General features: G+C 58.6%; 28 protein-coding genes and 1 pseudogene. 19 read left to right on the forward strand and 10 right to left on the reverse strand.

Going from position 1 to position 25,688, the window contains the following annotated elements; genetic code table 11:
- The gene (gene gatB / locus ACQQ2Q_RS00145; protein ID WP_428184996.1) at positions 1-1,506 is read right to left on the reverse strand and encodes an Asp-tRNA(Asn)/Glu-tRNA(Gln) amidotransferase subunit GatB; all 1,506 of its coding nucleotides are present in this window, start codon (positions 1,504-1,506) and stop codon (positions 1-3) included.
- Positions 1,507-1,642: 136 nt separating this feature from the next.
- On the opposite strand from gatB, the gene ACQQ2Q_RS00150 reads away from it, so the two are divergent.
- The gene (locus tag ACQQ2Q_RS00150) at positions 1,643-1,942 is read left to right on the forward strand and encodes a DUF1294 domain-containing protein (RefSeq protein ID WP_428184997.1); all 300 of its coding nucleotides are present in this window, start codon (positions 1,643-1,645) and stop codon (positions 1,940-1,942) included.
- Here ACQQ2Q_RS00150 and ACQQ2Q_RS00155 read toward each other — a convergent pair.
- Together ACQQ2Q_RS00155 and ACQQ2Q_RS00160 are read right to left on the reverse strand one after the other, a co-directional pair.
- Positions 1,939-2,451 carry an N-acetyltransferase family protein gene (locus ACQQ2Q_RS00155; RefSeq protein WP_428184998.1) on the reverse strand — a complete coding sequence of 171 codons (513 nt, stop codon included), beginning with the start codon at positions 2,449-2,451 and terminating at the stop codon, positions 1,939-1,941. The two genes, ACQQ2Q_RS00150 and ACQQ2Q_RS00155, sit on opposite strands and share 4 nt — an antisense overlap.
- Complete coding sequence (locus ACQQ2Q_RS00160) at positions 2,420-2,575, reverse strand: hypothetical protein (RefSeq protein WP_428184999.1); 156 nt, start codon at positions 2,573-2,575, stop codon at positions 2,420-2,422. Before ACQQ2Q_RS00160 ends, ACQQ2Q_RS00155 begins: the two co-directional genes overlap by 32 nt.
- A 183-nt stretch (positions 2,576-2,758) precedes the next feature.
- On the opposite strand from ACQQ2Q_RS00160, the gene ACQQ2Q_RS00165 reads away from it, so the two are divergent.
- The 5 genes and pseudogenes from ACQQ2Q_RS00165 to ACQQ2Q_RS00185 all read left to right on the forward strand — a co-directional run.
- Positions 2,759-3,016, forward strand: coding sequence for a YjhX family toxin (locus ACQQ2Q_RS00165; RefSeq protein WP_428185000.1), 258 nt, complete (start codon positions 2,759-2,761; stop codon positions 3,014-3,016).
- A gap of 122 nt (positions 3,017-3,138) precedes the next feature.
- Entirely contained in the window at positions 3,139-4,473 is a 1,335-nt protein-coding gene (locus tag ACQQ2Q_RS00170) for a mechanosensitive ion channel family protein (protein ID WP_428185001.1), read from the forward strand.
- Positions 4,474-4,573: 100 nt separating this feature from the next.
- Positions 4,574-4,912: an ArsR/SmtB family transcription factor gene (locus ACQQ2Q_RS00175; RefSeq protein WP_428185002.1), complete on the forward strand. Its 339-nt coding sequence runs from the start codon at positions 4,574-4,576 to the stop codon at positions 4,910-4,912.
- Positions 4,909-5,529 carry an SRPBCC family protein gene (locus tag ACQQ2Q_RS00180; protein WP_428185003.1) on the forward strand — a complete coding sequence of 207 codons (621 nt, stop codon included), beginning with the start codon at positions 4,909-4,911 and terminating at the stop codon, positions 5,527-5,529. The genes ACQQ2Q_RS00175 and ACQQ2Q_RS00180 overlap by 4 nt, the downstream gene beginning before the upstream one ends.
- Before the next feature lie 131 nt (positions 5,530-5,660).
- Positions 5,661-5,798: pseudogene (locus ACQQ2Q_RS00185) on the forward strand (YjhX family toxin); the annotation flags it as partial.
- A 78-nt stretch (positions 5,799-5,876) separates the two neighbouring features.
- Here the strand turns inward: ACQQ2Q_RS00185 and gatA are convergent.
- The 3 genes from gatA to ACQQ2Q_RS00200 all read right to left on the reverse strand — a co-directional run bounded on the left by gatA (position 5,877) and on the right by ACQQ2Q_RS00200 (position 8,501).
- Entirely contained in the window at positions 5,877-7,361 is a 1,485-nt protein-coding gene (gatA, locus tag ACQQ2Q_RS00190) for an Asp-tRNA(Asn)/Glu-tRNA(Gln) amidotransferase subunit GatA (RefSeq protein WP_428185004.1), read from the reverse strand.
- A gap of 78 nt (positions 7,362-7,439) precedes the next feature.
- Positions 7,440-7,727 carry an Asp-tRNA(Asn)/Glu-tRNA(Gln) amidotransferase subunit GatC gene (gene gatC, locus ACQQ2Q_RS00195; protein ID WP_428185005.1) on the reverse strand — a complete coding sequence of 96 codons (288 nt, stop codon included), beginning with the start codon at positions 7,725-7,727 and terminating at the stop codon, positions 7,440-7,442.
- A gap of 66 nt (positions 7,728-7,793) precedes the next feature.
- Positions 7,794-8,501 carry a metal-dependent hydrolase gene (locus ACQQ2Q_RS00200; protein WP_428185006.1) on the reverse strand — a complete coding sequence of 236 codons (708 nt, stop codon included), beginning with the start codon at positions 8,499-8,501 and terminating at the stop codon, positions 7,794-7,796.
- Between the two features lie 200 nt (positions 8,502-8,701).
- On the opposite strand from ACQQ2Q_RS00200, the gene ACQQ2Q_RS00205 reads away from it, so the two are divergent.
- Both ACQQ2Q_RS00205 and ruvX read left to right on the forward strand, forming a co-directional pair.
- Complete coding sequence (locus ACQQ2Q_RS00205) at positions 8,702-9,004, forward strand: alkylphosphonate utilization protein (protein WP_428186449.1); 303 nt, start codon at positions 8,702-8,704, stop codon at positions 9,002-9,004.
- Between the two features lie 8 nt (positions 9,005-9,012).
- The gene (gene ruvX, locus ACQQ2Q_RS00210) at positions 9,013-9,504 is read left to right on the forward strand and encodes a Holliday junction resolvase RuvX (protein ID WP_428185007.1); all 492 of its coding nucleotides are present in this window, start codon (positions 9,013-9,015) and stop codon (positions 9,502-9,504) included.
- On the opposite strand, the gene ACQQ2Q_RS00215 is transcribed toward ruvX, so the two are convergent.
- A complete protein-coding gene (locus tag ACQQ2Q_RS00215; protein ID WP_428185008.1) occupies positions 9,444-9,779 on the reverse strand; it encodes a DUF6105 family protein in 336 nt (111 codons plus the stop codon). The genes ruvX and ACQQ2Q_RS00215 overlap by 61 nt on opposite strands.
- A complete protein-coding gene (locus ACQQ2Q_RS00220) occupies positions 9,776-9,934 on the reverse strand; it encodes a hypothetical protein (protein ID WP_428185009.1) in 159 nt (52 codons plus the stop codon). The genes ACQQ2Q_RS00215 and ACQQ2Q_RS00220 overlap by 4 nt, the downstream gene beginning before the upstream one ends.
- A gap of 281 nt (positions 9,935-10,215) precedes the next feature.
- Between ACQQ2Q_RS00220 and ACQQ2Q_RS00225 the strand changes: the two genes are divergently transcribed.
- Positions 10,216-11,151, forward strand: coding sequence for an AEC family transporter (locus ACQQ2Q_RS00225; RefSeq protein WP_428185010.1), 936 nt, complete (start codon positions 10,216-10,218; stop codon positions 11,149-11,151).
- On the opposite strand, the gene ACQQ2Q_RS00230 is transcribed toward ACQQ2Q_RS00225, so the two are convergent.
- Positions 11,133-12,788, reverse strand: a complete 1,656-nt coding sequence (locus ACQQ2Q_RS00230) for an acyl-CoA dehydrogenase family protein (protein ID WP_428185011.1) — start codon at positions 12,786-12,788, stop codon at positions 11,133-11,135. The genes ACQQ2Q_RS00225 and ACQQ2Q_RS00230 overlap by 19 nt on opposite strands.
- 126 nt (positions 12,789-12,914) lie before the next feature.
- Between ACQQ2Q_RS00230 and ACQQ2Q_RS00235 the strand changes: the two genes are divergently transcribed.
- The 4 genes from ACQQ2Q_RS00235 to dprA are packed head-to-tail and all read left to right on the forward strand — an operon-like array spanning position 12,915 to position 16,967.
- Positions 12,915-13,871 carry an aspartate carbamoyltransferase catalytic subunit gene (locus ACQQ2Q_RS00235; RefSeq protein ID WP_428185012.1) on the forward strand — a complete coding sequence of 319 codons (957 nt, stop codon included), beginning with the start codon at positions 12,915-12,917 and terminating at the stop codon, positions 13,869-13,871.
- Positions 13,868-15,157 (forward strand): dihydroorotase, encoded by a 1,290-nt coding sequence (locus tag ACQQ2Q_RS00240; protein ID WP_428185013.1) that lies wholly within the window; start codon positions 13,868-13,870, stop codon positions 15,155-15,157. The genes ACQQ2Q_RS00235 and ACQQ2Q_RS00240 overlap by 4 nt, the downstream gene beginning before the upstream one ends.
- Before the next feature lie 21 nt (positions 15,158-15,178).
- Entirely contained in the window at positions 15,179-15,808 is a 630-nt protein-coding gene (plsY, locus tag ACQQ2Q_RS00245) for a glycerol-3-phosphate 1-O-acyltransferase PlsY (protein ID WP_428185014.1), read from the forward strand.
- Positions 15,809-15,815: 7 nt separating this feature from the next.
- Entirely contained in the window at positions 15,816-16,967 is a 1,152-nt protein-coding gene (gene dprA / locus ACQQ2Q_RS00250) for a DNA-processing protein DprA (protein WP_428185015.1), read from the forward strand.
- Here the strand turns inward: dprA and ACQQ2Q_RS00255 are convergent.
- The gene (locus ACQQ2Q_RS00255) at positions 16,947-17,150 is read right to left on the reverse strand and encodes a hypothetical protein (protein ID WP_428185016.1); all 204 of its coding nucleotides are present in this window, start codon (positions 17,148-17,150) and stop codon (positions 16,947-16,949) included. The two genes, dprA and ACQQ2Q_RS00255, sit on opposite strands and share 21 nt — an antisense overlap.
- A gap of 259 nt (positions 17,151-17,409) precedes the next feature.
- Between ACQQ2Q_RS00255 and topA the strand changes: the two genes are divergently transcribed.
- From topA to rpmG, 6 genes are all read left to right on the forward strand, one after another.
- Positions 17,410-20,061: a type I DNA topoisomerase gene (gene topA, locus ACQQ2Q_RS00260; RefSeq protein WP_428185017.1), complete on the forward strand. Its 2,652-nt coding sequence runs from the start codon at positions 17,410-17,412 to the stop codon at positions 20,059-20,061.
- 2 nt (positions 20,062-20,063) lie between these two features.
- Positions 20,064-22,433 (forward strand): ribonuclease R, encoded by a 2,370-nt coding sequence (gene rnr / locus ACQQ2Q_RS00265; RefSeq protein WP_428185018.1) that lies wholly within the window; start codon positions 20,064-20,066, stop codon positions 22,431-22,433.
- A 25-nt stretch (positions 22,434-22,458) separates the two neighbouring features.
- Complete coding sequence (locus ACQQ2Q_RS00270) at positions 22,459-22,902, forward strand: DUF983 domain-containing protein (protein ID WP_428185019.1); 444 nt, start codon at positions 22,459-22,461, stop codon at positions 22,900-22,902.
- The gene (locus ACQQ2Q_RS00275) at positions 22,899-23,600 is read left to right on the forward strand and encodes an NUDIX hydrolase (RefSeq protein WP_428185020.1); all 702 of its coding nucleotides are present in this window, start codon (positions 22,899-22,901) and stop codon (positions 23,598-23,600) included. Before ACQQ2Q_RS00270 ends, ACQQ2Q_RS00275 begins: the two co-directional genes overlap by 4 nt.
- Before the next feature lie 11 nt (positions 23,601-23,611).
- Complete coding sequence (locus ACQQ2Q_RS00280; protein ID WP_428185021.1) at positions 23,612-24,796, forward strand: MFS transporter; 1,185 nt, start codon at positions 23,612-23,614, stop codon at positions 24,794-24,796.
- Positions 24,797-24,888: 92 nt separating this feature from the next.
- Positions 24,889-25,056 (forward strand): 50S ribosomal protein L33, encoded by a 168-nt coding sequence (gene rpmG / locus ACQQ2Q_RS00285; protein ID WP_007626161.1) that lies wholly within the window; start codon positions 24,889-24,891, stop codon positions 25,054-25,056.
- Positions 25,057-25,688 lie beyond the last annotated feature (632 nt).

A 25,688-nucleotide genomic window follows, 5' to 3' on the forward strand; every position in this document is an offset into this window, starting at 1 on the left:
TTACTCCTCGACGATCCCGAGCTTGGCCTTGACCAGCGCCTGGACAGCTTGCGGGTTGGCCTTGCCGCCGGTCGACTTCATCACCTGACCGACGAACCAGCCGGCCAGCGAAGGCTTGGCCTTGGCCTTTTCAACCTGATCGGGGTTGGCAGCGATGATCTCGTCGACAGCCTTCTCGATCGCGCCGGTATCCGTCACCTGCTTCATGCCGCGGGCTTCGACGATGTCCTTCGGATCTCCGCCTTCGTTCCAGACGATCTCGAACAGATCCTTGGCGATCTTGCCTGAGATCGTGCCTTCCTTGATCAAGTCGATAATGGCACCGAGCTGAACGGGGGAAACCGGAGTCTCTTCAATGCCTTTGCCGGCTTTGTTCAAGGCGCCCAGCAAGTCGTTGATGACCCAGTTGGCGGCCGTCTTTCCATCACGACCGGCTGCCAGTTCTTCGTAATAATCGGCGATCGCCTTTTCCGAGACGAGAATGGAGGCATCATAGACCGACAGGCCAAGGTCCTTGACCAGGCGGGCTTTCTTGTCGTCCGGCAGTTCCGGCAGGTCCTTTGCCAATTCCGCGATGAAGGCATCGTCGAATTCGAGCGGAAGCAGGTCCGGATCAGGGAAATAGCGATAGTCGTGCGCATCTTCCTTGGAGCGCATCGAACGCGTTTCGCCCTTGGTGGGATCGAACAGACGGGTTTCCTGATCGATCACGCCGCCGTCTTCCAGAATGGCGATCTGGCGTCGGGCTTCATATTCGATGGCAAGACCGACAAAACGGATCGAGTTGACGTTCTTGATTTCGCAGCGCGTGCCGAATTCCCCACCGGGCTTGCGCACGGAGACATTGACGTCGGCACGCATGGAACCTTCGTCCATATTGCCATCGCAGGTGCCGAGATAGCGCACGATGGTGCGCAGCTTGGTCACATAGGCCTTGGCTTCTTCGGAGGAGCGCATATCGGGCTTGGAGACGATTTCCATCAGCGCCACGCCGGAGCGGTTGAGGTCGACATAAGACATGGTCGGATGCTGGTCGTGCATGGACTTGCCGGCGTCCTGCTCCAGATGCAGACGCTCGATGCCGATCTCGATGTCCTCGAAATTGCCCTGACGGTCAGGCCCCAGAGAGATGATGATCTTGCCTTCGCCGACGATCGGATCCTTGAACTGCGAGATCTGATAGCCCTGCGGCAAATCGGGATAGAAATAGTTCTTGCGGTCAAAGATCGAGCGCTTGTTGATCTGGGCCTTCAGGCCGAGACCTGTCCGCACCGCCTGCTTGACGCATTCCTCGTTGATGACGGGCAGCATGCCGGGCATGGCCGCATCCACAAGTGACACATTGGCATTGGGTGCTTTGCCGAATTCGGTCGATGCGCCGGAGAAGAGCTTGGATTTGCTCGTTACCTGGGCATGGACTTCCAAGCCGATGATGACTTCCCAGTCGCCAGTGGCGCCTTCAATCATGCGTTTCGGATCGGGCGTGCGGGTATCAACTAGGGTCATCGTCGGCTCGTCTGATGCTTTGAAAATCAGAGTGTGAGGTAGAGCAAATGCTGCGCCTGCGCAAGGCTTGGGATCGGCAAGATGCCACCACGGGCAGTGGGATGCGCCATTAACCGATTTGCGCTAGAGCATTGGCATGGAAACCGATACCGTCTTGATATTGCTGCTCGCCGCCGCGCTCTACAATGCCGTTGTCTTCATCGTTTACTGGTGGGACAAGGCGGCCGCACGGGCGAACCGGCGGCGCATCAGCGAGGCGCAGCTTTTGACGCTTGCCTTTTTCGGCGGCAGTCCGGGCGCTCTGATGGCTCAGCGGATCTTCCGTCACAAGACGCAAAAGCAGCCATTTCGCCGTTACCTCAAAACGATTGCCGTGCTGCACGGCATCATTGTTCTGGGCTTGGCCGGCTATTTCGTCTCGATCCTCGTCGTCTAGAATTCCTGACCATAGCTGACCGTCTCTTTCTCCACGGATAATTGCTTCGACAGCCCGATCGTCTGGACATCGCGATCAAGCTTGGGATTGTAGACGACTGTCAGCCAATGCACCGCGTAACCATGCTTTTCAAAGAATCCGACCGCTTCCGCATTCAGTGCATGGGTTTGCATTCGCGCCTGGGTGAAGCCCTGATGCTCGATTTCGGCCTCCATCTCGGCCAGCAGAAGCTTTCCGAGGCCCTTGCCCTGGTGAAGAGGATCCACCCACAAGTCGGTAATATTCTCGTCCAGTTCCTCGCGGGAGGCCCAACCGACAGGATCACCGGATATTTCCACCACCGAGATGGTAATCCAGGATGTGTGGGTAAAATTGACAAAGGCCCTGCGGGCGTATTCCACCATGGTGCCCGTCTCCCCCACCGGGATCATGGCCTTTTCCCAGGCCCGCAGACCGATATCGGCCAGGATATCGGCTTCATCCAGTCTTGCGCTTCTCACGGTGATCATGGGCAACCTCGTCGCGGGAGATCAGTAGATCATTCGTCGTCGGCTTTTTCCAGTGGCCATTGATGCCCTGCACATCGATCAGCCGATTGGCCACAGGATTGACAGAACAAGACGTTGCTCCCATCCTGCTGGCTTCGTTCATGGAGTTTTGATGTTCGGTTTGTCCGAGTCCCGGTAAAGGCCCCTGCCCACGATCCAAGGTGATCAGTGCGCATGGGCCAAACAAAAGCGAAGCCCCGCGGCCTTGCGGCAGCGGACACGTTTTTGTGCGTTCTCTTCAGGACGCGTGTTCCGGATTTCACCGACAATGGACATTTCTCGCGCAGATCAGCGCATACTCCACCTGCTCGCCCAAGGCGGGCGTATTGAAATAACCCGCAACGCCAACCGCAAGATCGAAAAGTGCCAGTGCTTCACGCGCGAGGGCTGGCTCTTTGCGAGCTTCGATCTTGAGCAATTCCGCAGACTGAAGCGCCTGCGGGCTATCCAGTCGAGAGCAAGCCGCCCTTATACCATTACGGAGCGCGGTTTGAATCTTGTCAGAGCGCAGCCCGACAACAGGTGAGCCCAGACCCTGGCAGCCGGCGCTTTACCGCCGGCTGCCATCGCACTACCATAAACACCAAGGCCCACGGCGACGGGTGGCAGATCGCCTCTCCGTATCGGACGGCCATTGGGAGTTTCATATTGACCGTTCAATCCGTGCTGAGCCTGCTCGAAGAAAGGATTTATGCTCTTTTCCGCGATGACTGGGGCACCTATCAGTTCGTGATCGTGATCGTCGGTATCGTTCTGGCTGTGGCTTTGGCACGTCTGGTCGAGCCGATGGTTGAGGGGCGCGCACGCAATATCAAGGGCAATCCAGACCTGTTGCGGGTGGTCATCGCCTTCATGCGACGTCTACGCTGGGTATTCTTCATTGCCTGGCTGTGGCTGGCGCAAATCCTGATCGAGCATTTTACCTGGCCCAGTCGTTCATGGCTTGTCTCCAAGGCGCTTGCGCTCGCCATCGCCTGGTTCGTAGTCGCCGTTCTGACACGCGTGATCCGCAATCGCTCGCTGGCCCGCCTTGTGGCTCTGGGGACGTGGATCTACCTTGCTCTGGTCCTGCTCGGCTTTGTCGACGAAGTCACAACGTCGATGAATGCTGCGGCGATCACACTGGGCGCCACGCGGATATCGCTGTTGTCCGTCGTCAAGGGCTCGATCATCACGGCAGCGCTGATCTGGGCCGCCGTCTTCATCGGCAATATCGTTGCCAATCGTGTCGAGCGCATCGACGATGTATCTCCAGCCATCCGGGTGCTTCTGGGCAAACTCACGAAGATTGTACTGATCGTGATTGCCGGCGCCTTTGCACTGTCGGCGACCGGCATCGACCTGACCGCCTTCACCGTGCTGTCCGGCGCGATCGGTGTGGGCCTCGGTTTTGGTCTGCAGAAAGTGGTGTCGAACTTCATCTCCGGCATCATCATCCTGATGGACAAGTCGATCAAACCGGGCGACACGATTTCGCTGGGCGAGACCTTCGGCTGGATACGGGAGCTTCGAGCGCGCTTCGTCTCGGTCATTACCCGTGACGGCAAGGAATATCTGATTCCGAACGAGGACTTCATCACCCAGCAGGTGATCAACTGGTCTTTCTCCAGCGAATATGTCCGCATCGACGTTGATTTCGGCGTGGCCTATTCCAGCGACCCGCATCAGGTGGTCGAGATCGCCATCGCCACTGCCAAGACGATACCGCGCGTCACGGCCTATAAGGCACCTGTCTGCTGGATGACGGCCTTCGGTTCCTCATCGCTCGACTTCAAGCTCCGCTTCTGGATCTCGGACCCCGCCAATGGTCTCACCAATATCCGCGGCGAAGTCCTGATGGCACTGTGGGACGCCTTCAAGGACGCCGATATCAACATCCCCTTCCCGCATCGCGAGGTCATCATGCGCACGCCGGTGGAGGTCAGGATCATGCCCGAAGAGAAGACCGCATCAGCGCCTAGCCAACCACAAGCACCTGATTGAGACGCGGCTTTTCCCATTCGGCTGTCTTCTGCGCGCTTATTGACAGGTATCCTGCGATGAGTTAATTAACAAAAATGTTAATTAACAAAAAAGCTAATAAATGAACACGCACCTTCCGCAGGTTTTCGCTGCACTCGGAGACCCGACCCGCCTCGCCATGCTCGAGCGGCTCTCGCATGGCGCGGCGACCGTGCAGGAGCTGATGGAGCCCTTCGATATCAGCCCGCCCGCCATATCGCGGCATCTCAAGGTGCTCGAACAGGCCGGCCTTATAACCCGCAGCCGCTCTGCGCAGACCCGCCCCTGCCAGCTGGCGCCAGAGCGATTGAAAGAGGTCGCCGACTGGACCGTGCGGATGAGGGGCTTCTGGGACGAAAGCTTCGACCGCATGGACGAATATCTTGCGACCATTGTCCGCAACGAGGAGGACAGCCAGTGAATGATGCACGTACACCAGGAAAAGTTCTTGAAATCGAGCGGCGCTTCGAAGCGCCTCGCGACGTCGTCTTTGGTTTGTGGACAATGCCGCGGCAAATCATTCGGTGGTGGGGACCGCGCGGCCACTTCCTCGACCACTGCGAGCAGGATTTCCGGGTTGGCGGGCGATGGCGCTTCGCAATTGCCGGTGCAGATGGCTCCCCACCCACATGGACCTGGGGCATCTACAGGGAGATCGTCGCACCGGAAAGGCTTGCCTTCTCCTACAGCATGGACTGGCACCGCTACGAGACACTGGTTTCCATTGCTTTCGAGGACCTTGGCGACGCCACGCTGATGCATTTCCGGCAGGCCGAGTTCCTGACGTCCGACGACTGCACCGACCACAGCTGGGGTTGGAGCGGCGCTCTCGACAAGCTGGGAGAGCATATTTCGCGCATGTACAGCATCGGAATACTCAACAAGGACATTTTCAGGACCGAACGACTGGACGGTGTTGCCGAGGATATAGCGGAAGCCCGCAGACGCGCAGAACAGGAATTGAGGGAACGGCCTGGAGACACCGTTCCACCGAGCGTCGAAGCGCGGAAATCGATGGTGCCGCCCCCGCAACACTGAAGGGTTGCCAAACCGGACCAACCGTCATCCTATACGCTTGGCAAGTCTGGAGTGTTCATGTCCAACTCGTCCGAGACCCGGTAGAGGCCGACCCCGCGAAAGAAACACGCCCTGCCCGGCCCTCCGTTGAAATCACCCGCGAAGGCTGGCCTTTCCCCGACATCACGACGCGGCTCTTCCGGAAACTGAAGACCAAATGCGCCAGAGCGTCTTCCGGCGGCAGCCCCTACCGCGTCACCACGCGGAGGCTGGAACTGGTGCGGTCTCAGATGGACAATAGACGACACGAAAAAGCCGCCCGGCTTTTACCGGACGGCTTTCTACACTTCACAACAATCTCTATCCGTTTACCACCACTTCGCCGGCGTGAACTTGCCGGCAGCCTGTTCGACAACATAGGCGGTCTTGAACAGCGTTTCTTCTTCGAACGGCTTGCCGATAAGCTGAAGGCCAAGTGGCAGGCCGCGGCCGTCGAGACCGGCTGGAACCGAGATGCCCGGCAGGCCGGCCATGTTGACCGTTACGGTAAATACGTCCTGCATGTACATCTTGACCGGATCGGAGGCGAGCTCCTTGTCGCCGATGGCGAAAGCCGATCCCGGCGTTGCCGGTGTCAGGATGGTATCGACACCTGCGGCAAAGGCCTGCTCGAAATCGCGCTTGATCAGCGTGCGGACCTTCTGGGCCTGCAGGTAATAGGCATCGTAATAACCGGCGGACAGCACATAGGTGCCGATCATGATGCGACGCTGGACCTCCTTGCCAAAGCCCTCGGCGCGGGTCTTTTCGTACATGTCGGCGATGTCCTTGCCGCCATCCGCGCGCAGGCCGTAGCGAACGCCGTCATAACGGGCAAGGTTGGAGGAAGCCTCGGCAGGTGCCACGATATAATAGGCGGGCAGCGCGTATTTTGTATTCGGCAGCGAGATATCGACGATCTCGGCACCGGCATCCTTCAGCCATTCCATGCCCTGGGCCCAAAGCTTGTCGGTTTCATCCGACATGCCGTCAATGCGGTATTCCTTGGGGATACCGATCTTCATGCCCTTCAGCGACTGGCCAAGGGCTGCCTCGTAGTCCGGCACGGGCAGATCGACGGATGTGGTATCCTTCGGGTCGACGCTTGCCATCGACTTCAAAAGGATGGCGGCATCGCGCACATCGCGGGCAATCGGGCCTGCCTGATCCAGCGATGAGGCAAAGGCAACCGTGCCCCAGCGGGAGCAGCGACCATAGGTCGGCTTGATGCCGACGGTGCCGGTCAGGGCTGCCGGCTGGCGGATCGATCCACCGGTATCGGTGGCTGTGGCGCCTGCGCAAAGATGAGCGGCAACGGCTGCGGCCGATCCACCGGAGGATCCGCCGGGAACCAGCTTTTCATTCGAATCCTTCGCCTTCCAGGGGTTCGTCACCGGACCATAAAAAGAGGTCTCGTTGGATGAGCCCATGGCGAATTCGTCCATGTTGAGCTTGCCCAGCATGACGGCACCATCGTCCCACAGATTCTGCGTGACGGTGGATTCATATTTTGGCTTGAAGCGGTTCAGGATGTTCGAGCAGGCCTGCGTGTGAACATCCTGTGTTGCAAACAGGTCCTTGATACCGAGCGGGATGCCTTCCAGCGCGCCGGCCTTTCCAGCAGCAATGCGCTCGTCGGAAGCCTTGGCCATCTCCAATGCCTTGTCCTGGGTGACCGAGACATAGGCATTGATATGATCATTGGCTCCGTCGATTGCCTTCACATAGGCCTCGGTCAATTCGACGGCCGTGATCTCCCTGGCGGCGAGTTTCGTGCGGGCTTCGGCAATGGTCAGGCTGGTCAGTTCGCTCATGGTGTCGCTTCACTTTAGAAAAGGGCTCGGCGCGGAAGACGCGCGGGATCGTGACGGCTCGAATGAGGGCGGATGCCGCTATTCGATAACCTTCGGCACGAGGAAGAAATTGCGGTCTGTTTCCGGCGCGTTGGCAACGATATCCTCGGCCTTGTTGCCATCGGTCACGGCATCAATGCGCTTGCGCATCTCCATCGGGGTGACGGAGGTCATGGGCTCGACGCCCTCGACGTCGACTTCGGACAATTGTTCGACAAAGCCCAAAATACCATTCAACTCGCCCATCATCTTGCTGGCTTCATCATCGCTGAGAGCGATGCGGGCAAGATGCGCGACGCGCTTGACGGTGGCTAGGTCAACGGACATGGCTATTCTCCGATTGGAATTTCTCCCTCGCTATAAAGGCCATGTCCGCGCTTCGCAACGGGGGAATTATCCGAGAGTGATGCTCTCGCCGGGCTTTGGCGTTTCCACCTTCGTCTTTGAGCCATCCATTCCGGCCACAAACTTGTCCGGGGTCTGGTCGATGATCGGAAAAGTGCCGTAATGGCAAGGCAGTGCCGTCTTGAAATTGAAGAAGCGCTGGCAGGCCAGTGCGGCAACGGCTCCCCCCATGGTGAACCGGTCACCGATCGGCACGAGACCGATATCCGGCTGGTGCAATTCGTTGATCAGCGCCATGTCGGAAAAGATGTCGGTGTCGCCCATGTGCAAAAGCGAGGGCTCGTCATTGAAATGCAGCATCAGGCCGTTGGCATTGCCGAGTGCATGGGACACGCCATCTTCTGTGATCTGAGCAGAGGAATGCTTGGCATCGGTAAATGTCGCGGTAAACCCGTCAAACGCGATTGTGCCGCCCGTATTGCCCATCTCCAGCTTTTCGACACCTTTTGCGCCGAGCCAGGCAGCAAGGTCGGCATTGGCCAGCACCACGGCACCGGTATCCTTGGCAATTGCAACGGTATCGCCAACATGGTCGCCGTGGCCGTGGGTCAAAAGGATGTGGGTCACACCCTTGGTCACATCTTTCATGTCCTGGCCGGAAAAGGAGGCATTATGGGTGAGGAAAGGGTCGACGAGTATGGTTGCCTTGCCGGTTTCAAGGCGAAAGGCGGAGTGGCCAAGCCAGGTGATCTTCATGGGATTCTCCTATTGTTGTCTGTCGCCAACTTATATGTGTCAGCCTTGCAAGACGGCAAGAATGGTCGGTGACGATACTGGGTTGAGGCAAAAATCTTCGATTGTTTCAGGGCGGATGATGCCACCTGCCCTTGGTTGCGTGCGTCCGACCGGTACTGTAAGCGACAGCAAGCTTCGATAACGTGACCATGAACTGGAGAATGCAAATGGCCGATGACGATTATGTATATGACGAAGTGAGCGGTGAATGGCGTCCCGCTTCGGAAATCGCGGCTGAGGCTGCGGCTGCCAATGCTGTATACGATTCCGCTGGCAATGTGCTCGCAGATGGCGATTCCGTCACACTGATCAAGGATCTCAAGGTCAAGGGCGCCGGCCAGACCCTCAAACAGGGTACAGTCATCAAGTCTATCCGCCTCACCGACAATCCCGAAGAAATCGATTGCCGCCACGATGCGATCAAGGGCCTGGTTCTGCGCACCGAATTCGTGCGCAAGCGCTAGGACCGACAATGGCCATCTTGACGATCGAGGAATTGCCGGAATTTCTGGAAGCCAGACAGGCCGTGGCCGGGCTTGACCTCGGCACCAAGACCATCGGGCTTGCTATGTCCGACCTGGGGCGGCGCTTTGCCTCCCCTCGCCCGGTGATCAAGCGCGTGAAGTTTACCAAGGATGCAGAGGTGCTGCTGTCCTTTGCCGCCAAGGAAAAGGTGGCAGCCTTCATCATCGGCCTGCCGATGAACATGGATGGCTCGTCGGGTCCGCGCGTTCAGGCGACCCGTGCTTTCGTCCGCGCGATGTCAGACAAGACCGACATCCCCTTCGTCTTCTGGGATGAACGGCTTTCGACCGTTGCCGCCGAAAGGGCACTTCTGGAAATGGATGTGTCACGGGCCAAGCGCGCCGAACGCATCGATTCGGCAGCGGCGAGCTTCATTCTTCAGGGCGCGCTGGACAGGCTCTCAGGGCTGACTGCCGCACGCATTGCCTCGTCGGACTGACCACGGCGTGCTCGCCACCAGGCAGCAATCTGGCGGCGCTTTCGAAATGCTATGATCGAGAAAACCAATAGACTGTCGAACACGATGGCGCGCGCGACCAGTGGGGGAATGGTCTCTGGCGGAATGCCGAGTACCTGACCGTAGATCTGGAAAACGAGGTCATGGGCCTGGCGCGTGAGCATGAAAATGCCAAAGCTCATGTCGTAATAGGAAAGTCCGTACCAACTGCTGAGCAGAAGGACCGGCGTCGCCCATAAAATCAAAAACCACTTCATGCGGTCTTCTCCCTGAACCGTCGCGTGGGCGGTCCGTTCAGCACAATATGGTTGGAGAGCGCCATCAGGCTCAACACCAGTGCAGGCACGGAAATATCCAACGCAAGACTTGCGAAGAACGTCATCATGACGACCAGAAACGCGGTCTGTTTCACGCTGGTTCCCGTCCCAACACGGATGGTTAAAACTTCGTTAAAGGAGACTCTGGACCGCGCTTGCCCGGCACGCAACGTAAACCCTTCGTTATGGTTAACGCGGCCTGTGGATTTGTCCGCAGCCATAAGGCGATATCGCCATGACACTATGAATTGCGGTGTCTTTGGGCGGGGCCATCCCTGTTTTGCCCGCGCGATTGAATCGTGTCGGCCGACCCCGCCACCATTGCACTGCCGATCAAGGCCGGATATCGGGACGTATACAAACAGGTTTTTTCCTTATGCTCGCCATTTTCGAAGCCATTCTCCCCATCTTCCTGCTGGTGCTACTGGGCATAGGCCTCAAGCGGGCTCCGGTTTTCGAGCAGCCGTTCTGGGACGGTCTGGAGAAATTCGGATATTACATGCTGTTTCCGTCCCTGCTGTTCATGTCACTTTCACAGGCGGATTTCGCGCGGATGGCGACCGGATCGGTTACAGCCGTCACGTTTTCCTCGGTCGTCCTGATGAGCGTGCTGGTTCTGGCAAGCTGGCCGCTGTTCCGGCGCTCGGGCGTCAGTCCGTCCAGCTTCACGACAATCTTCCAGACGGCCACGCGGTGGAACGCCTTCATGGCGCTGGCGATTGCGGAAAAGCTGGCTGGCACCAATGGCCTGACCGTCATTGCCATCATCATGGCGGCCAATATTCTGCCGATCAACGTCTTCAATATCGGCACGCTGGTGTGGTTCAACGGTGGCTCCCGCAACCCGACAGCCATCCTCAAGCGCATGGCGACCAATCCGATCATCCTCGGTGCTGGCGCTGGTGTGTTGGTCAATCTGACGGGTATCGAGCTCTATGATCCGGTGCTGGTTGCCGTTGACCTGGTGTCCCGCTCGGCCCTTGGCCTGGGATTGATCATGGTCGGTGCCGGTCTGAAGATATCGGATGCGCTCAAACCTCATCCGGCAGCCATTGCCGGCGTCGTGCTCAAACTCCTGGTGTTTCCGATGATCATGACGGGGATCGGCCTCTTGCTGGGCGTGCAAGGAGAGACACTTCTGCTGCTTGCGCTATCCGGAGGCGTGCCGACAGCCATGAACGGCTACCTGCTGGCAAAGCAGATGGGTGGCGACGCACCGCTTTATGCGGCGATCGCCACGCTGCAGACGGCAGCGGCCTTCTTCACCATCCCGGCAATCCTGTGGGCCGTCGGTCAGGTTGCTGGCGGGTAAAGAAGGTCGACGACATAGCGGGCGTCAAAGCGTCCATCGAGCACACCATAGGTATGGCGCCAGCCGCCGGCCAGACGTGTCTCCAGGAACGAGTCGGCAATCTTGCCGGCACCGACTCGATAGAGTTCTGCGGCAGCGGCTGCGAGCGCCAGTTGCTCGACGAACAGGCGGGCCGCACCTTCATCCTGTTCACACAGCGCGATGGCGGCGCGAAGCACTTCGACGGTTTTCTTGCCCGAGCGGCCCAGATCGCGTTCCAGCCCTTCGAATATGACTTCGAAGAGATCCCTGCCCCGGTTCAGGACGCGCAAGACATCGAGCGCCATCACATTGCCCGAGCCTTCCCAGATCGCATTGACCGGCGCTTCGCGGTAGTGGCGTGCAATCGGGCGTTCCTCGATATAGCCCGAGCCGCCAAGGCATTCCATTGCCTCATAGATCAGGCCGGGCGCGATCTTGCAGACCCAATATTTGACCACCGGTGTCATGACGCGGGCAAAGGCGGCATCGGCCGGGTTTTCGCTGGCATGGTCGAAACTGTCGGCCAGACGGAACGACAGTGCCGTGGCTGCCGCCACATCCAGTGCCATATCCGCCAGTACGCGGGTCATGATCGGCTGATCGATCAGGTTCTTGCCGAAGACCTGCCGCCCGCGCACGTGGTGAACGGCTTCGGCGAGCGATGCCCGCATGATGCCGGCAGACGCCAGCGCGCAATCGAGCCGCGTCAGGGTGACCATTTCGAGGATCGTGCGAACGCCCTGCCCCGGCTCGCCCAGCATATACGCCATGGAACCGTCGAACTCGACCTCGGAGGACGCGTTGGAACGGTTGCCGATCTTGTCCTTGAGGCGCTGGAAACGCAGGCCGTTTGCCGAACCGTCTTCGAGCAGACGCGGAGTCAGGAAGCAGCCGAGACCTTCCTTGGTCTGCGCCAGCATGACAAAGGCGTCGCTCATGGGGGCTGACATGAACCATTTGTGGCCGGCGAGACGATAGATGCCCTCACCCACCCTTTCGGCGGTGCTGGTATTGGCACGCACATCGGTGCCACCCTGCTTTTCGGTCATGCCCATGCCGATGGTGATTGCCGATTTCTGCATGGGCGGCTTGTTGGCCGAATCATATTTGCGCGACAGGATCTTCGGCGCCCATTCGCGCTGAACCCGCGGCGATCCCATCATGGCGGCGACGGACGCGCTGGTCATGGTGAGCGGGCACAGATGTCCGCATTCGAGCTGGGCGGTCAGGAAAAAGCGTACCGCACGTGCCTTGTGTTCGTGTCCCTTGGCCGGACTATTGTTCTCCCACACGGAGGAATGCAGCCCAACGGACATGGAACGGCGCATGAGCGCGTGCCAGGCCGGATGGAACTCAACTACATCCAGGCGTTCGCCACGCGGGCCGTGGGTGCGCAATTGCGGGCTGCTCTGGTTGGCCATGCGCGCCAGTTCCTGCGCCTCATGCGAGGTCACGTAGCGACCGATCGATTCGAGCTCATCTTTGACGATGCGCGGCAGCCCTGCCGAGATATCGAGCAGAAGCGGGTCGGTACGATAGGCATTGATTCCCGCCCAGGGCTTGGGCTGGTTCAACTCCAGGGCAAGTTTTTCTTCGGCTTTGCTCATCTCTGTCATGCACTTCTTCTATGCGTTATGCGCCGCATTTAACATGGGAATACCCGCGTATCCACATAGCATATGCTTGCCGGACGGCCCTTCACTCTTTATAGACCGCGTGACTTTCTCCAGAGGACGCCACCTATGGTCTTCTTTCCCCATCGCCATCTCATTGGCATCAAGGGTCTTAGCGAACAGGACATTACCTTTCTTCTCGACAAGGCTGACGCTGCAGTGCAGATCAGTCGCCAGCGCGAGAAGAAGACGTCCACACTGCGCGGCCTGACCCAGATCAATCTGTTTTTCGAAGCCTCAACCCGGACCCAGTCCTCGTTCGAGCTTGCCGGCAAGAGACTTGGCGCCGATGTCATGAATATGTCGGTCAGTAACTCGTCGGTGAAAAAAGGCGAAACGCTGATCGACACTGCGATGACGCTGAATGCCATGCATCCAGACGTGCTTGTGGTGCGCCATTCGTCTGCCGGAGCTGCCGCACTTCTGGCCCAGAAGGTAGCCTGCTCGGTGGTGAATGCCGGCGACGGACAGCATGAACACCCGACCCAGGCGCTTCTCGACGCCTTGACGATCCGGCGCGCAAAGGGCCGCCTGTCCGGCATAACGGTCGCGATCTGCGGTGACGTGCTGCATTCGCGTGTGGCCCGCTCCAACATCATCCTTCTCAATCAGATGGGTGCGCGGGTTCGTGTGGTTGCACCTTCAACCCTTTTGCCGACCGGCATCCGCGACATGAGCGTCGAGGTCTACAACTCCATGGCAGAGGGCCTCAAAGGTGCTGACGTGGTGATGATGCTTCGTCTGCAGCGCGAGCGCATGGACGGCTCCTTCGTTCCTTCGGTCCGCGAATATTTCCACTTCTATGGCCTCGACGCCGAAAAGCTGAAAGCTGCGAAGGAAGATGCACTCGTGATGCATCCGGGCCCGATGAACCGGGGCGTGGAAATTGCGTCCGATGTGGCCGACGGTCCGCAAAGTGTGATCGAGCAACAGGTAGAGATGGGCGTTGCCGTTCGCATGGCTGTCATGGAAACGCTTCTTCTGTCGCAGAACCAGGGACCGCGCAGCGAAGGAGTAAACGCATGAGAGCGCCGCTGGTCCTGAAAAATGCTCGCATCATCGACCCGTCCCGCAACATGGATGAAGTCGGCACGATTATTTGCGGCGAAGACGGTCGCATCATCGCTGCCGGTGCCGATGCGTCGAACCAGGGAATGCCTGAGGGTGCCGAGATGCGCGATTGCACCGGCCTCGTGGCGACACCTGGTCTTGTCGATGCGCGCGTCTATGCCGGAGAACCCGGTGCCGAGCATCGCGAAACCATTGCGTCGGCAAGCCGCGCGGCTGCCGCCGGCGGTGTAACCTCCTTCATCATGATGCCGGAAACCGATCCGGTGATCGACGACATTGCTCTGGTGGAATTCGTGCGCAAGACCGCACGTGACACCGCTGTCGTCAATGTTTACCCGGCAGCGGCCCTGACACGTGGGCTGAACGGCAAGGAAATGACCGAATTCGGTCTTCTCCAGCGTGCAGGCGCCGTGGCATTTACCAATGGACGCCAGACCCTGTCCGATACGCTGGTCCTGCGAAGGGCAATGACCTATGCCCGCGAATTCGATGCGGTGGTCTCGCTTGAGCCGCGTGACAGGTATCTCTCCGGCGGGGTCATGAACGAAGGGCTGTTTGCAAGCTGGCTCGGCCTTTCCGGCATTCCGAAGGAAGCCGAAATCATTCCGCTGGAGCGAGACCTGAGGATCGCGGCACTGACCAAGGCCAAATATCACGCGGCCAAGATATCGGTGCCGGAAGCGTCCGAGGCCGTGACCATCGCACGCAATCGCGGCGCAAATGTCACCTCGGCTATCTCGATCAACCATCTGTCGCTCAACGAAAACGACATTGGCGAATACCGGACCTTCTTCAAGCTGTCGCCACCGCTTCGCTCCGAAGATGACCGCATGGCGATGGTGGATGCGCTGTCCAAGGGCGAAATCGATATTATCGTTTCCTCCCATGACCCGCATGATGTCGACACCAAGCGCCTGCCCTTCGCAGATGCTGCGGATGGTGCGGTCGGGCTGGAGACTATGCTGTCTGCGGCTTTGAGACTGCATCACAGCGGACTGGTTACGCTCAATCGCCTGATCGATGCGATGTCCACGCGCCCCGCGTCAATCTTCGGTCTCGATGCCGGCACGCTGAAGCCGGGCGCAAAGGCCGATATCACGCTGATCGATCTGGACGAACCATGGATCGTGGAGAAAGATACGCTGATGTCGCGGTCGAAGAACACGCCCTTTGAGGACGCCCGGTTTTCGGGTCGGGCGGTTGCCACCTATGTCGCCGGACAATGCGTGCATTCGATCTGATGCCGGATCAAGGAGGAGACCATGCCTAGCCTCGACTATTCCACGCTTTCGACCACGGCCCTCATCGGCTCACTGGTTCTGGGCTACCTGCTTGGGTCCATTCCCTTCGGCCTGATCCTCACGCGGATGGCCGGACTGGGCGACGTGCGCAAGATCGGATCCGGCAATATTGGCGCGACCAATGTGCTTCGAACCGGAAACAAGAAACTTGCAGCCGGCACCCTCCTCCTCGATGCATTGAAGGCCACGGCTGCTGCACTGCTTGCCCAATATCTGTTCGGCAGCGATGCAAGCCCGCTTGCCGGCCTTCTGGGCGGTTTTGCCGCCTTTATCGGACATCTCTTTCCGGTCTGGCTCGGCTTCAAGGGCGGCAAGGGCGTGGCCACCTATATCGGGACCCTTCTGGGCGTTGCTCCGCTCATGGTTCTGGTTTTTGCCGTCGTCTGGCTCTCGGTCGCCTTCATCAGCCGCTACTCGTCGCTATCCGCTCTGGTTGCAACGGTGATAATTCCGGTTGCATTGTGGTTTTTGGGTCAGCATGATGCAGCACTGGTCACAGCGGCAATGACCGTCATCAGCTGGTGGAAGCACAAGACCAATATTGAACGGCTGATCGCCGGGACGGAAGGCAAGATCGGCCAAAAGGGATAAGGACGGGATGGAGACAGTCGGCGCAAGACGAACAGGAATTGCGCTGACGGACCGGCAGAGGATTGCCTGGCTTCGCCTCATCCGCAGCGACAATGTCGGCCCGGCCACCTTCCGCGACCTCATCAATCACTTCGGCACCGCCGAGACAGCCATTGCCATGTTGCCCGAACTGTCCCGCCGTGGCGGATCGACGCGCGCCATCCGCGTGGCGAGCGAAGCCGAGGCGGAAGCCGAACTGGAGACTGCCCACAGATACGGCGCCCGTTTTCTGGGGATCGGCGAACCCGATTATCCGCCGGCACTGCGCCAGATCGAGGCGGCCCCTCCTCTCCTTGCTGCCAAAGGCAATCTGTCGCTGACAAGCCTGCCGGCAGTCGGCATTGTCGGCTCCAGAAATGCCTCGATCAGCGGAGCGAAATTTGCAGCAATGATTGCGCGCGACACCGGGCGGGCGGGATATGCTGTCGTTTCAGGCCTTGCACGCGGAATCGATGCGGCCGCGCATCAAGCGAGCCTCGAGACGGGCACGATCGCCGCCATGGCAGGTGGGCTGGATCAACCATATCCGCCGGAGAACCTGCCGCTCTATGCAGAGATCTGCGAAGGCCGCGGTCTGGCGATCAGCGAGATGCCGTTTGGGTGGGAAGCCCGGGCCAGGGATTTTCCCAGACGAAACAGGTTGATTGCCGGCACCGCGCTTGGCCTCGTTGTCGTGGAAGCAGCCAGCCGGTCAGGCTCTTTGATCACGGCGCGCCTGGCCGGCGAATTTGGCCGACTTGTCTTTGCAGTGCCCGGCTCTCCCCTCGACCCGCGATGCCAGGGTACCAACGGCCTGTTGAAAGAGGGGGCTATCGTTACCACTTCCTCCGATGACGTGCTGGAAGCGCTCAAACCGATTTCCGGGACCGAGTTTTTCACCACTCAACAGGTCGAGGAGCCGTCATGGGATGAGGAGAAACCCATCGATGTGCCGCCGGGGGATCGGGAGCGGACGATCATCGTCGATGCGCTCGGGCCGTCTCCGGTCGATATTGACGACATCATTCGCCATACAGGCATTGCGGCTGCGACCGTCTATCTGGTGCTTCTGGAACTCGACATTGCCGGTCGGTTGCACCGGCATCCGGGTGGGCTTGTGTCAATTTCGATGACGGAATGAAAGCGACCTGCGGCCCGATTGCAGGTCACCGGCCTCGACATAGGCCATCTCAATAAGATAACAGAGCATGTCGGCTCCTTCATTCTGCGCCACCAGACGCAGCTCGGCGAGCATCTGCCGGATATATGCGATGTTCTGCCTCGTCGCGGCCTCATCAACCGTAATGTCGGTGGTATTCGTCATCGCAATTCGATCCCGCCAATAATTTTCTAAAGCTTTTCGGCCCCATCAAATGGAAGAGCGTAAAAACGATACTTCATTTATCAAAAATTGCAATTACCCACAACTCTCCTTTTAGTTGTATCGCGTTGCATCTTCCACAAAATCACGTTAGCCCCTTGACCGAAATCGAATCCCTGTCCATTTCGGAAGACCAGAATCGCGAAAATGGGCACAAGCCTGCAAAAACAAGCCGTCGCGATCGCTTGTTCAGAGAGACATCATGAATGTAGTCGTTGTAGAATCACCAGCCAAAGCCAAGACAATCAATAAATATCTCGGATCGGGCTACACGGTTCTCGCCTCGTTTGGACATGTGCGGGATCTGCCCGCAAAAGACGGCTCGGTGCTGCCCGACCAGGATTTCGAAATGACCTGGGAAGTGGATAGCGCGTCACAGAAACGCATGAAGGACATTGCCGATGCAGTGAAGTCCTCGGACGGACTGTTTCTCGCAACCGACCCGGATCGCGAAGGTGAGGCGATTTCCTGGCATGTGCTCGATCTGTTGAAAAAGAAGAAGGTTCTTGGCGACAAGCCGGTCAAGCGCGTCGTGTTCAACGCCATTACCAAGAAGGCCGTGCTCGATGCCATGGCCAATCCGCGCGATATCGATACGCCGCTGGTCGACGCCTATCTGGCGCGCCGCGCGCTCGACTATCTCGTCGGGTTCAACCTGTCTCCGGTTCTGTGGCGCAAGTTGCCGGGCGCTCGCTCAGCCGGCCGCGTGCAATCTGTTGCGCTGCGTCTGGTCTGCGACCGTGAAACCGAGATCGAGCGTTTTATCCCGGAAGAATACTGGAATATCTCTGCACTTCTGAAAACGCCGCGGGGCGACGAATTCGTGGCGCGCCTCGTTTCTGCCGATGGCAAGCGGATGCAGAAGAACTCTGTTGCCAATGGCGAACAGGCCAACCGGATCAAGGATCTGCTTGAAGGTGCAAGCTACGTGGTTGCCAGCATCGAGGCAAAGCCGGTCAAGCGCAATCCGGGTCCTCCGTTTACGACCTCCACATTGCAGCAGGCTGCCTCCTCCCGCCTCGGCTTCTCGGCGTCGCGCACCATGCAGGTCGCGCAGCGCCTTTATGAAGGCATCGATATCGGCGGCGAAACGGTCGGTCTGATCACCTATATGCGTACCGATGGCGTGCAGATGGCGCCTGAAGCGATCGAGGCGGCCCGTTCGGCGGTCGCCGATCAGTTCGGCGCACGCTATGTTCCCGATGCACCCCGGATCTATTCGACCAAGGCGAAGAATGCCCAGGAAGCGCATGAGGCGATCCGGCCGACCGAATTCACACGCACACCGGATCAAGTGAAGTCGTATCTGGATTCCGACCAGCTTCGCCTTTACGACCTGATCTGGAAGCGCGGCATTGCCAGCCAGATGGCATCCGCCGAGATCGAGCGTACGACAGCTGAAATCACGGCATCGAAGGGTGGCGATCAGGCCGGGCTTCGTGCCGTCGGCTCGGTCATCCGTTTCGACGGCTTTATCGCTGCCTATACCGACCAGAAGGAAGATGGCGAACAGTCCGACGACAGCGACGAAGATGGTCGTCTGCCGGAGATCAACGCACAGGAAAGCCTGGCCAAGCAGAAAGTGAATGCCTCGCAGCACTTCACCGAGCCACCGCCGCGCTACTCGGAAGCCTCGCTGATCAAGAAGATGGAAGAGCTCGGCATCGGCCGTCCTTCCACCTATGCCGCGACACTGAAGACACTGAACGACCGGGAATATGTGACGGTCGACAAGCGCCGGCTTGTCCCGCAGGCCAAGGGGCGGCTGGTGACGGCGTTCCTGGAAAACTTCTTCACCAAGTATGTCGAATATGATTTCACCGCCGATCTCGAGGAAAAGCTCGACAGGATTTCGGCTGGCGATCTCGACTGGAAGCAGGTTTTGCGCGACTTCTGGACGGACTTCTTCGCCCAGATCGAAGATACCAAGGAATTGCGGGTCACCAACGTACTGGATGCGCTAAACGAAGCGCTGGCACCGCTGGTCTTCCCCAAGCGCGAGGACGGCTCCGACCCGCGCATCTGCCAGGTTTGCGGCACCGGAAACCTTTCGTTGAAGCTTGGAAAATACGGCGCGTTTGTCGGCTGCTCGAACTATCCGGAATGCAATTTCACCCGCCAGCTGTCGTCAGAAGGTGGTGCGGAAGCAGAGGCTCTTGGCAATGATCCCAAGGCGCTCGGCAAGGATCCGGAGACCGACGAGGATGTGACATTGCGTTCGGGCCGGTTCGGTCCTTACGTCCAGCGCGGCGACGGCAAGGAAGCCAAGCGCTCATCGTTGCCCAAGGGCTGGAAGCCCGAAGACATCGATTTCGAAAAGGCGCTTCAGCTTCTGGCATTGCCCCGTGATGTGGGACCGCATCCGGAGACCAGCAAGATGATCACCGCCGGTCTTGGCCGCTATGGACCGTTCGTGCTCCATGACGGCACCTATGCCAATGTGGACAGCATTGAAGACGTCTTCACCATCGGCCTCAACCGCGCCGTCATCGTTCTGGCGGAAAAGCAGTCCAAGGGTGGCCGCGGGCGTGGAACGCCGGCAGCGCTGAAGGAACTGGGCGATCACCCCGATGGAGGGCCGATCACGGTTCGCGACGGCCGTTACGGTCCTTATGTCAACTGGGCCAAGGTGAATGCCACCCTGCCAAAGGGCAAGGACCCGCAAAGCGTGACCGTTGAAGAAGCGCTGGCACTGATTGTCGAAAAGGCAGGGAAATCCGGCAGTAAACCGGCCAAGGCCAAAAAGGCTCCGGCAAAGACTGCCAAGGCAAAGGCTGACGACACCGCCGAAGCCAAGCCGAAGAAGAAAAGCACCGCCAAAGCGAAAACGGCGAGCAAGACAAAGAAGAGCTGAACTTGAGCAAAAAACCGCGCGAGCCCGACATGACGACCGCTCCCCGCAACAGGAAAGAGCGGCGCGCGGCAAAGGGCGCGTCGCAGCCCAAGCCTGACCAGATCATTCACGGTGAGGTTCCGTCTCGCGACGTGCTGTTGCGGTTCATTGCCGATTTTCCGGACAGAGCCTCGAAACGCGAGATTGCCAAGGCCTTTGGCCTGAAGGGCGAAGCGCGCGTCGAGCTCAAGCAAGCGCTGAAGGCCTTGCAGGACGACGGCCTGGTGCAAAAGGACCGCAAGTCGCTGGTCAAGCCCGGCGCACTGCCGCCCGTCACGCTGATCGACATCACCACACGCGACAAGGACGGCGATCTGATCGGTCGTCCATCGGAATGGAACGAGGATCTGGGTGTCGCACCCGCCGTCCTGATCCGTCAGTCAAGCGCCGACAAGAAAAACGGCAAGAGCCCCGTCGGCGGCCTGGGCGATCGGGTGCTGGCCAAGATTTTCCCCTCCAAGGATCGCGCAGGCCCGGCCTATACGGCCCGGGTGATCAAGGTGATCGACAAGACGCGCCTGTCGATCCTCGGCGTCTACAAGGAACGTCCGGGCGCAGACCATGGCCGGATCATGCCGGTCGAGCGCCGCGACGACGAAATGGTGATCGACAGCACGGACCTCAACGGCGCCAAGGATGGCGATCTGGTCGAGGTCGAAGCAATCCGCTCGCATTCCAGACTTGGCCTGAAACGCGCCAAGGTGCTGAACGTGGTTGGCTCGGTCGCGTCTGAAAAGGCGATCTCGATGATCGCCATTCATGCCCATGGCATTCCGCATATTTTCCCGCAGGCCGTTCTGGACGAAGCAGAAGCAGCCAAGCCTGCTCCGATGACCAAGCGCGAGGATTGGCGCAAGGTTCCGCTGGTCACCATCGATCCTGCCGATGCGAAGGACCATGACGACGCTGTTTATGCCGAAGAGGATCCCTCTCCCGATAATCCGGGTGGCATGATCGTGACAGTCGCGATTGCCGATGTGTCCTGGTATATACGCCCCAAATCGGCACTCGACCGCGAAGCGCTCAAGCGCGGTAATTCGGTGTACTTCCCCGACCGTGTGGTGCCGATGTTGCCGGAACGCATTTCCAACGATCTCTGCTCACTGCGCGAGGGCGAGGACAGGCCAGCGCTTGCGGTTCGCATGACCTTTTCCAAGGAAGGCCGCAAAGCGGGTCATACCTTCCATCGGGTGATGATGAAGAGTGCTGCCAAGCTTTCCTACCAGCAGGCCCAAGCGGCTATCGACGGCAATCCCGACGACAAGAGCGGTCCATTGCTGGAGCCCATTCTCAAGCCTCTGTGGAACGCCTACGAGATCATGAAACGCGGTCGCGATCGTCGCCAGCCGCTTGAACTGGACATGCCCGAGCGCAAGATCCTTCTCAAGGAAGACGGCACTGTCGACAGGGTCCATGTGCCGGAACGCCTCGATGCGCACAAGCTGATCGAAGAAATGATGATCCAGGCGAACGTGGCTGCTGCGGAAACGCTGGAGAAGAAACGCCAGCCGCTGATCTACCGCGTTCATGACACGCCGTCGATGTCGAAACAGGAAACCCTGCGCGAGTTCCTCGGCACGATCGGCATGTCACTGTCACGCGGCAATATGCGCGCCAATTCATTCAATGGCATTCTGGCCCAGGCGGTGGATACGCCGCACCAGATCATGGTCAACGAGATGGTGTTGCGCTCGCAGAGCCAGGCAATCTACAGCCCCGAAAATATTGGCCATTTCGGCCTCAATTTGATGAAGTACGCGCATTTCACCTCGCCGATCCGCCGCTATGCGGACCTGATCGTGCATCGGGCGCTGGTCGGTTCGCTCGGCCTTGGCGAAGGCGGAATTTCGCCGGACGAAGAGGCAGCACTCGCTGATATTGCCGCTGAAATCTCCACCTTCGAGCGCCGTGCGATGGCCGCCGAACGCGATACGGTCAACCGCCTTGTTGCGCATCACCTGTCGACACGCGTCGGCGACGAGTTCGAAGGCCGGATTGCCGGTGTCACCAAATCGGGACTATTTGTCGCCTTGCCGCAATTCGGCGCGGATGGCTTTATACCGATCTCGACACTTGGTAAGGACTACTTCATATACGACGAAGCGCATCAGGCACTTTCGGGCGAAAAGACCGGACTTGGCTATCAGCTTGGGGATGTCGTGGAAGTCAAGCTTGTCGAGGCCATACCGCTTGCGGGGGCGTTGCGGTTCGAAATGCTGAGCGAGGGACGCGCTATGCCCACGTCGACGCGATCATTCCACAAAACGTCCAAGCGCGGACGAGAACAAATGCGCAAGCAGCCCGGCACCCGACCGCCACGCGGTCGTCGCTGAGGTTCAGCACTGAGAGGATAAAGTCATGTCGTCAAGCGAAGCATCGTCGATGGTCCGGTATGGCGGAGACAAAAAGGCCGACCGGCCCCTGGGCCGCTCCATCATGCGGGGCATGGCTTGTTCGTGCCCCTCCTGCGGCAGCGGGCGCCTGTTTAAAGCCTTCCTGAAACCGGTGGACACTTGTGCATCCTGCGGGGCGGAAATGTATCACCACCGCGCCGACGATCTTCCGCCTTATCTGGTGGTCATGGTCCTTGGCCATGTACTGCTGGGCGGCTATATGATGACCGACCTGATTTTTCCCGCATCTCCCTGGATCCATCTTGCCATCTGGGCGCCGCTGGCAGTGGTGATCTCGCTGGCGATCATTCAACCGATCAAGGGTGGCGTCATTGGTCTGCAATGGGCACTTCGAATGCACGGTTTTGGCGACACACCTGATGAAGCGGACGAGTTTCCGGGCGCATGACGTCGCATCCCTTCGAGAACCAGCCGCAAGGGGGGCAGGCGCCTTCCCCCCTGCGGCCGAAGGATGCCGCAAGCATTCTGGTTCTTGATCGTTCCGGGACAACAATCCGGGTTCTTGTCGGCAAGCGCGGCAACAAGCATGCTTTCATGCCCAATTTCTATGTGTTTCCGGGTGGACGGCGTGACCGTACCGATCACGCGCTTCCCTATAGCTCTGACCTTCATGCATCTGTCCTGACGCGCCTCACCGGCGGCAAGACGGATGAAGCTGCGGTGCGTCGCGGCCGCGCGCTGGCGCTTGCTGCAATCCGCGAGTTGCATGAAGAGACTGGACTTGTGCTCGGCCAACTGGAGGTACGGGGCACCGTTGAGCGGCTGGTGGCCGATCTATCGTCTCTGCGATACGTCGCTCGCGCCGTGACACCGCCCGGGAATGTCCGTCGATTCGATACCCGCTTCTTTTGCACTTTTACCGACGAAACCGCGCTTCAACTGGATTGCATGCGCAATTCGGAAGAACTTCATGATCTGCAATGGCTTGACATTGGCAGCAATTCAACGCTGAACATTCCGCCGATTACGCAAACAATCCTGGAAGACGTGCAAGCACAGATGACAGCGCAACCGTCCCTGCCCTTCGATCTGGAAGGTCCATACTATTACGCACGGCGGGGCCAGTTCCTGCGCAGTGGCATCTGAGGGTTCAAACCATGTCCGATAAGGGTCTCGGTGCTCACGGTTACCCGGAGACCATCCACTGGCCGTCACTGATCGCCGCAATCGCAGCCATTACCGCCGTTGGCATTGCCATGGGGCTTGGCCTTCCGCTGCTGTCCATCATTCTGGAAAAGCGCGGAATACCGTCTACGCTGATAGGGCTCAATTCGGCGATGGCGGGTGTTGCTGCCATGATTGCAGCCCCTATCACCACCAAGCTTGCCCATGACTTCGGTGTCGCGCGCACAATGCTGTGGGCGGTTCTTCTGTCAGCCATCAGCGCCCTCGGCTTCTTTTATGCCGAACAGTTCTGGATGTGGTTCCCGCTACGGCTGGTGTTCCACGGTGCCACCACGACGCTGTTCATCCTGTCCGAGTTCTGGATCAATGCCGCTGCCCCGCCATCCCGTCGTGGCCTGGTGCTGGGCATTTACGCCACTGTTCTGTCCGTCGGATTCGCATCAGGTCCCCTGCTCTTTTCCGTACTCGGATCCGATGGGGTTCTTCCCTTCGCCGTGGGGGCCGGTGTCATCCTTCTGGCGGCAATCCCTATCTTCATCGCCCGCGGCGAAAGTCCGGTCCTGGAGGGAAAGCCGCAAAATCACTTCCTGCGCTATGTGTTCCTGGTCCCCACAGCCACTGCCGCCGTTTTCGTCTTTGGCGCTGTCGAAGCAGGCGGTCTGTCACTGTTTCCGATCTATGCCACCCGCCTCGGTTTTTCCGAGGCCCAAGGGGCTTTATTGCTGACCGCAATGGGTATCGGCAATATGGCTTTCCAGATCCCGCTTGGCATGCTTTCCGACAGGCTGAAGGATAGGCGCCTGTTGCTATTCGTCATGGCACTGATGGGCCTGATAGGGGCACTGATGCTGCCCTGGTTCGCATCCAATTGGATCACGCTCGGGGTATTGTTGCTGTTCTTCGGTGGCTGCGTGTCCGGTCTCTATACGATCGGCCTTAGCCATCTCGGCTCGCGACTCAAGGGGTCTGACCTTGCAGCCGCCAATGCCGCCTTTATCTTCTGCTATGCTGTCGGGACTGTTGCCGGTCCACAGGCGATCGGTGCCGCGATGGATATCTCCGGAATGCACGGTTTTGCATGGGCAATTGCGGGCTTCTTCGCGCTTTATGTGGCGCTTTCCATCGGAAGATTGCTTTTTAGACCGAAACAGACTTGACTTTTCGGGGCCGATTTGTAGTTTCGCGCCAGAATTAGCCTTGGACCCATACGGTTGTCCGTGGCTTCATTTTTCTTAAAGGCAGGACGACCATGGCTAAGGCTACAACAATCAAGATCAAGCTTCTGTCGACGGCCGACACCGGCTTCTTCTACGTTACCACGAAGAACAGCCGTACGATGACCGACAAGATGACCAAGACCAAGTACGATCCGGTCGCACGGAAGCACGTTGAGTTCAAGGAAACCAAGATCAAGTAATTCCGCTTTGGAGTTGCAAGACAGGTTCAAGGGGCGCCCGCGCTAGTCGCGAGGCGCCCCTTCTCTATTCCGGATTCGGCCGCGCGCCCCCCCCTCATCGAGCGGCCAATAAAAAAGCACCGTATCATCACGATGATACGGTGCTTCTTATAATAGGGGGTCGGTCAGCATACTAAGGCGGCACGAGGAACCGACTGTAACAAGCACGCTAACCGACCGACCCCACGACCCAGGAGATGCGGCGGACCTGAGCATCATGGGGTGTTCGAATGTCCTTGTGGACCCGATGTCCGTGTCTCGAACTTCGCGCAAGTTGGAAGAAAAATCAACTATTTCTTAACCGCGCCCCATTTTGTCACAACATATGGTTAAATTCGGCCAGTTAAGACTCTCTGCTTGAATCGATATTCACGAGAGATACATAAGTATAGTTTCAGGACAATCAAATTTACCTTAGAATGAAGAACCGGCATAATCTTCGCTAACGAAAATTGAACCAAGACAAAAACGTAGTAATTTCTCTATTTTCGTACAAACTAAGATATAAAGGCGCAGAAAAATTGCACCGCACGTCCATTTTAACTGTCAAAACAATGCAATTGTGCAAAGAAGACCGAAAAAATATCAATGCG

This window comes from Agrobacterium sp. ES01 (assembly GCF_050320885.1).
GTDB lineage: Bacteria > Pseudomonadota > Alphaproteobacteria > Rhizobiales > Rhizobiaceae > Allorhizobium.